7 protein-coding genes are annotated in these 4,780 nt (G+C 48.0%); all 7 read left to right on the forward strand.

Annotated elements, in window-relative coordinates; translation table 11 throughout:
* On the forward strand, positions 1 to 140 hold a 140-nt coding region (locus tag EA408_00125; GenBank protein TVR75579.1), incomplete at its 5' end, for a cupin.
* 166 nt (positions 141 to 306) lie between these two features.
* The gene (locus tag EA408_00130) at positions 307 to 1,272 is read left to right on the forward strand and encodes a hypothetical protein (GenBank protein TVR75580.1); all 966 of its coding nucleotides are present in this window, start codon (positions 307 to 309) and stop codon (positions 1,270 to 1,272) included.
* A gap of 118 nt (positions 1,273 to 1,390) precedes the next feature.
* Complete coding sequence (locus EA408_00135; protein ID TVR75581.1) at positions 1,391 to 2,755, forward strand: alpha-L-fucosidase; 1,365 nt, start codon at positions 1,391 to 1,393, stop codon at positions 2,753 to 2,755.
* An 81-nt stretch (positions 2,756 to 2,836) separates the two neighbouring features.
* Positions 2,837 to 3,313 carry a tRNA (N6-threonylcarbamoyladenosine(37)-N6)-methyltransferase TrmO gene (tsaA, locus tag EA408_00140; GenBank protein TVR75582.1) on the forward strand — a complete coding sequence of 159 codons (477 nt, stop codon included), beginning with the start codon at positions 2,837 to 2,839 and terminating at the stop codon, positions 3,311 to 3,313.
* A 45-nt stretch (positions 3,314 to 3,358) separates the two neighbouring features.
* Positions 3,359 to 3,793, forward strand: coding sequence for a hypothetical protein (locus tag EA408_00145; protein ID TVR75583.1), 435 nt, complete (start codon positions 3,359 to 3,361; stop codon positions 3,791 to 3,793).
* Positions 3,794 to 3,813: 20 nt separating this feature from the next.
* On the forward strand, positions 3,814 to 4,611 hold the full coding sequence (locus EA408_00150; protein TVR75584.1) for a CPBP family intramembrane metalloprotease: 798 nt from the start codon (positions 3,814 to 3,816) through the stop codon (positions 4,609 to 4,611).
* A gap of 11 nt (positions 4,612 to 4,622) precedes the next feature.
* A partial coding sequence (locus tag EA408_00155) for an adenylate cyclase (GenBank protein TVR75585.1) occupies positions 4,623 to 4,780 on the forward strand: 158 nt, incomplete at its 3' end.

Here is a 4,780-nt window from a genome sequence, read left to right on the forward strand (position 1 = left end):
GGACTATAACCTTTGAGGATGGTTCTGTTGCTCATCTGTCAAAGGGTGATCACATAAATATCCCGGCGCACTGCAAGCATAGAGTATCGCGGACAGATCCCGGTCAATTAACTATCTGGTTGGCGGTGTTCTATAAGTAATATTAGCGTTTATTGTATGCAGATTAAATATCCTGAAACCGGTATCTGCGGCTTGTCCTGCAGGCTTTGCCCAGGTTTCCACACAGAAGGCAAAAGCAGGTGTGGCGGGTGCAAAAGCCAATACCGCATGGAGGCAGGTTGTCCTTAAAATACCCAATCGCTAAATATGACACCAAGAGAATCATTTATAGCAGCACTTGACCGGGAGATACCAGTTGGCCGAGTGCCTCATTTCGAGCTGGAGTTCTTTCTTACGATGGAAGCCTTCGGCCGGGTCCATCCATCTCAGAGGCAGTACCTGCAGTGGGAGCAGATGTCGGAACAGGAACGTACATTGCACAGGCGTGATGTAGCTGAACTGCACGTTGAAGTGGCTCGCCGGTACGAGCACGCCGGAATGCTTTATCACTCTCCGGCCGGATGGAAGGAAGATGATATCCGGTTGTCGATCGAACACGTACGCGAGTTGTCCGGAATGGACTACCTGATTACACTGCATGGTGATGCGACATACTCTATTCCCGGCGGGAATGACATGATGGACTTCGTCATGAAGCTCACTCACCAGCCGGATGAGATGAAGGAGGACTCCCGGCGTCTTGTTGATGAAGCACTGGCGCGGGGTGAACGAATCAGGAGATGGGGCTTTGTTGATGGGTTCTGCCTGTGCGCGGACTATTGCTTCAATGATAACCCGTTTCTGCCTCCAGACATGTTCGACGAGTTCGTCACACCCTATCTCAGGCAACTTGTGGCTGGTTATCGCGAAATGGGGTTCTACGTGATCAAGCATACAGATGGCAATATCATGCCTGTTCTTGACTCCCTGGTTTCTGCCAATCCTCATGCATTGCACAGCCTCGACCCGCAAGGCTTTGTTGACCTGGCCGAGGTCAAAAGACGTGTTGGCAATGAGGTCTGTCTGATCGGAAACGTCAACTGTGCCTTGCTTCAGACCGGAACCGACGAAGATGTCGTGGCCGATGTCAGAAGAGCGCTTGCCGATGGAATGCCTGGAGGAGGATACGTCTTTGGAACCAGTAACTGTATTTACACAGGAATGAGTTTGGAACGCTATGAACTGATGCTGAAGATATGGAGAGAAGAGGGCACCTATGCAGGACAACGATAGTGAGGGCCAGCGAACCTGATGCAGTCGACGGTTGGCAGGGTGCCTGTCTGCTGAGTAATAAAGCCGGAATCAATATTAATCGCATAACCAACATTATTCATATCAAAAACCTAAGCCAATGAAAAAAAACTATCTTATTGTCGCAATTGCAGCAGCATTTTTCCTGTCCTGCTGCACCAGTCCGCAAATTGACTATCACCGGACTGAAACCGAAGCCGAAAAGGCAGCCAGGATGGCCTGGTGGGATGATGCCAAATTCGGGATGTTCATACATTGGGGACTTTATGCTGTCCCGGCAGGGGAGTACAAGGGGGAAAAAGTTGATGGTATCGGAGAATGGATCATGAACAGCCTGAATATTCCAATTGCCGAATACGAGCAGTTCGCTACACAGTTCAACCCTGTTAAATATGATGCCGAAGAATGGGTCAGCCTGGCAAGGCGGGCAGGAATGAAATATATTATCATCACCTCAAAGCATCATGATGGTTTCTGTCTCTGGGATTCAAGGGTGACAACATGGGATGTGATCGATGCCACGCCATTTGGCCGCGATATAATTAAGGAGCTGGCAGACGCATGCGAAAAGGAAGGGATAAGGCTTGGCTTTTATCATTCGATAATGGACTGGCACCATCCAGATGCACAGGCTATCTGGGAGCCAGAATACAACCAGTGGAGAACCTCCGAAAATATCAACCCGAATTTTCCACGATACCTTGAAGATTATATGAAGCCGCAATTAAAAGAACTGCTTACCGGTTATGGCGATATTGGTGTTTTATGGTTTGACGGGGAGTGGATTCCCGACTACACTACTGAAATGGGGAAAGAGGTATACAACTACTTGCGTAACATCAACCCCGATCTTATTGTCAATAATCGTGTTGACAAAGGTCGTCAGGGCATGGCAGGTATGGATGCAGAAGGCGATTTTGCAGGCGATTTCGGTACGCCAGAACAGGAAATCCCGGCAACCGGAATGCCCGGGGTTCGGTGGGAGTCGTGCATGACCATGAATGACACATGGGGGTATAAGCATTTTGACCATAACTGGAAATCGGAAGAGACCCTCATACATAACCTTATTGATATTGTTTCAAAGGGGGGTAATTTCCTGCTGAATGTAGGACCTACCGCCGAAGGGCTTATCCCTGCCCCGAGTGTGGAAAGGCTGGAGGCTATGGGGCGTTGGCTGGAAGTCAACGGGGTGGCCATTTACGGCACAGATCCCAGCCCTTTTGAAAGGCCTGACTGGGGTAGGTACACCGCAAAGAACAACATTATCTATGCCCATGTGTTCGATTGGCCCGAAGGGGGGCTGCTGAACATTCCCGAGCTTACAGTAGCCGGTAAGGTATGGCTTCTGGCGGACCCAGACAGGTCAGCGGTCACAGTAACCTCTTCAAACGGCGGTATCGCCCTTCAGCTTCCTGAAGCTGCACCCGACAGCATTGCCACAGTAGTTGCAATTGAAAGATAATTAAAAGCTGACCACCGAAAAAGTTTCTTATTGCCCGAACTTTTATGGCCAGATAAGCTCTGCAATTAGTTAAATGAGAAGATGATTGAATTCACACCCATAGGGATTATTCACAGTCCGCACAGGAAGCTTGAAAACATGCCTATTCAACCGGCAGGTTCGGCCGGGGTGAAAGGAACTGTGCAATTATTCGATGAGTATCGTTCAGGATTGAAGGACCTTGAAGGATTCTCGCATATAATATTGCTGTACCATTTCCACCGAAGCCAGGGTTTCAACCTCAATGTAGTACCCTTCATGGATACTGTGCCCAGGGGAGTTTTTGCGACCCGGGCACCAAAACGGCCTAATCCTATAGGCCTGTCAATTGTGCAGCTCGACAATATTGAAGATGGTATGCTGGAGATCAGTAACGTGGATATTCTTGACGGAACACCGCTTCTGGACATCAAGCCATATGTTCCCGAATTCGATGCATATGAGAAGGTCCGCACAGGCTGGCTTGAGAAAAAGAGTAAATCCATCAAAGGCCGGAAGTCAGATGACCGGTTTGGATAGGTTCGCAAACAGTTTTACCGGCAGGCGCGTCGAAAACCTGAAACTATGGAAAACCTGATTATTGAACAAAGAGGGCAGTTTATATTCAGGAGAGTGCTTGGCGCTTTAATGATTGCCCTGGCGGTTGTTTCCCTTATCGCAGACTTTGGATCTCTTGAAACAATGGACGTGGTTAGAGTTCTGTTTTTTCTGTGTTTTGGCGTTTTCTTCTTTACTCCTTTTATGGGTTCTGTTAGTTCAAAAGTGGAGATATTGAACGGCAGTTTAAAAATCAAATGGGATGGATGGATTAAAACCGTTGTTGTGCATGAGTCAGATATTGAGAGAATTATTGTGAGAAAAGATTCGATCAAGATAGTCCGGAGGGAGGAGAAAACAGTTAAGATCTTGCTCCATCTCATGGGCAGGGATCGCAGAATCAAGGTATATAAGTTCTTTACTGAATATGCCAGGCAGAAAGACATTGAACTGGTCAGATAGAAGCAACAGGTTAATCATCAATGGGAACAATTAACAATATTGAGTTAACTGATAAAGATGGTTACCCTGATGAGACCAGGGAGAAGTTCAGAGCCATAAAACCAGTTATCCTGTTCGGATTATTGATTGCCCGGTCACTGCTTTGTTTTCTGGGTCAGGTGATCACGGCCGGCATATTTTGGCTGCAGGGGGATCCCGAACCGTGGATGGCTTCAGTACCATACTGGAATGTATTCGGGACTTTTGCTGATATCGGTTGCATATTGTTGCTGATATACTTTCTCAGAAAGGAGGGATGCAGCATATGGGACCTGATGCGTGTGGGAAATATTCCGCTCTGGCGTGATATTCTGATCGGAGTTGGTTTGTTCCTGTTGCTATTTCCTGTTGCCATTATAGGAGTAACAATCCTGGCAAATGTTCTAATCTATGGCACCATTGAACCGGACCTTGGAACTGGACTGCTGACCGGCCGCCAGCTTCCTGCCTGGGCGCTTTTTCACAGCCTGTTCATCTGGTGGGTAATATGGTCAGCCACCGAATCAACTTTTTACAATGGTTACCTGTTTCCCCGTTTTGAGGCCCTTACGGGGAAAACATGGGTGGCGGTGGCCATAGTAGGGTTTTTCTGGGCGCTGCAACATATTTTCTTCCCGTTTATACCGGATGGGAAGTATCTGATCTGGCGTTTCCTGCAGTTCCTGCCCATAGGGCTTTTGATGCCTTTTTTGTTTGCACGCCTGCGTCGCCTGAGGCCGCTGATCATTGCACACTGGCTCATGGATATTGCCGGTGTGGTATTGACGATCGAATTTTAATCAACAGACTGATGGCACAAAACATCGAAATAAAGGCAAAGGCAGTGAATTTTGACAGGCAGGTACGCATAGCTGCCGGTCTTGCAGGCCAACCCCCTGAACTATTGACCCAGATGGACACATTTTTTAATGTACCGTATGGCAGGCTCAAATTGAGGGAGTTTGGCGA

It is taken from the genome of Marinilabiliales bacterium, from assembly GCA_007695015.1.
GTDB lineage: Bacteria > Bacteroidota > Bacteroidia > Bacteroidales > PUMT01 > PXAP01.

Bases quoted from the DNA above. Each gene is read 5' to 3' on its own strand.
- EA408_00150 (TVR75584.1), top strand. From the start codon at position 3,814: ATGGGAACAATTAACAATATTGAGTTAACTGATAAAGATGGTTACCCT.
- EA408_00130 (TVR75580.1), top strand. From the start codon at position 307: ATGACACCAAGAGAATCATTTATAGCAGCACTTGACCGGGAGATACCA.
- EA408_00135 (TVR75581.1), top strand. From the start codon at position 1,391: ATGAAAAAAAACTATCTTATTGTCGCAATTGCAGCAGCATTTTTCCTG.
- EA408_00145 (TVR75583.1), top strand. From the start codon at position 3,359: ATGGAAAACCTGATTATTGAACAAAGAGGGCAGTTTATATTCAGGAGA.
- tsaA (TVR75582.1), top strand. From the start codon at position 2,837: ATGATTGAATTCACACCCATAGGGATTATTCACAGTCCGCACAGGAAG.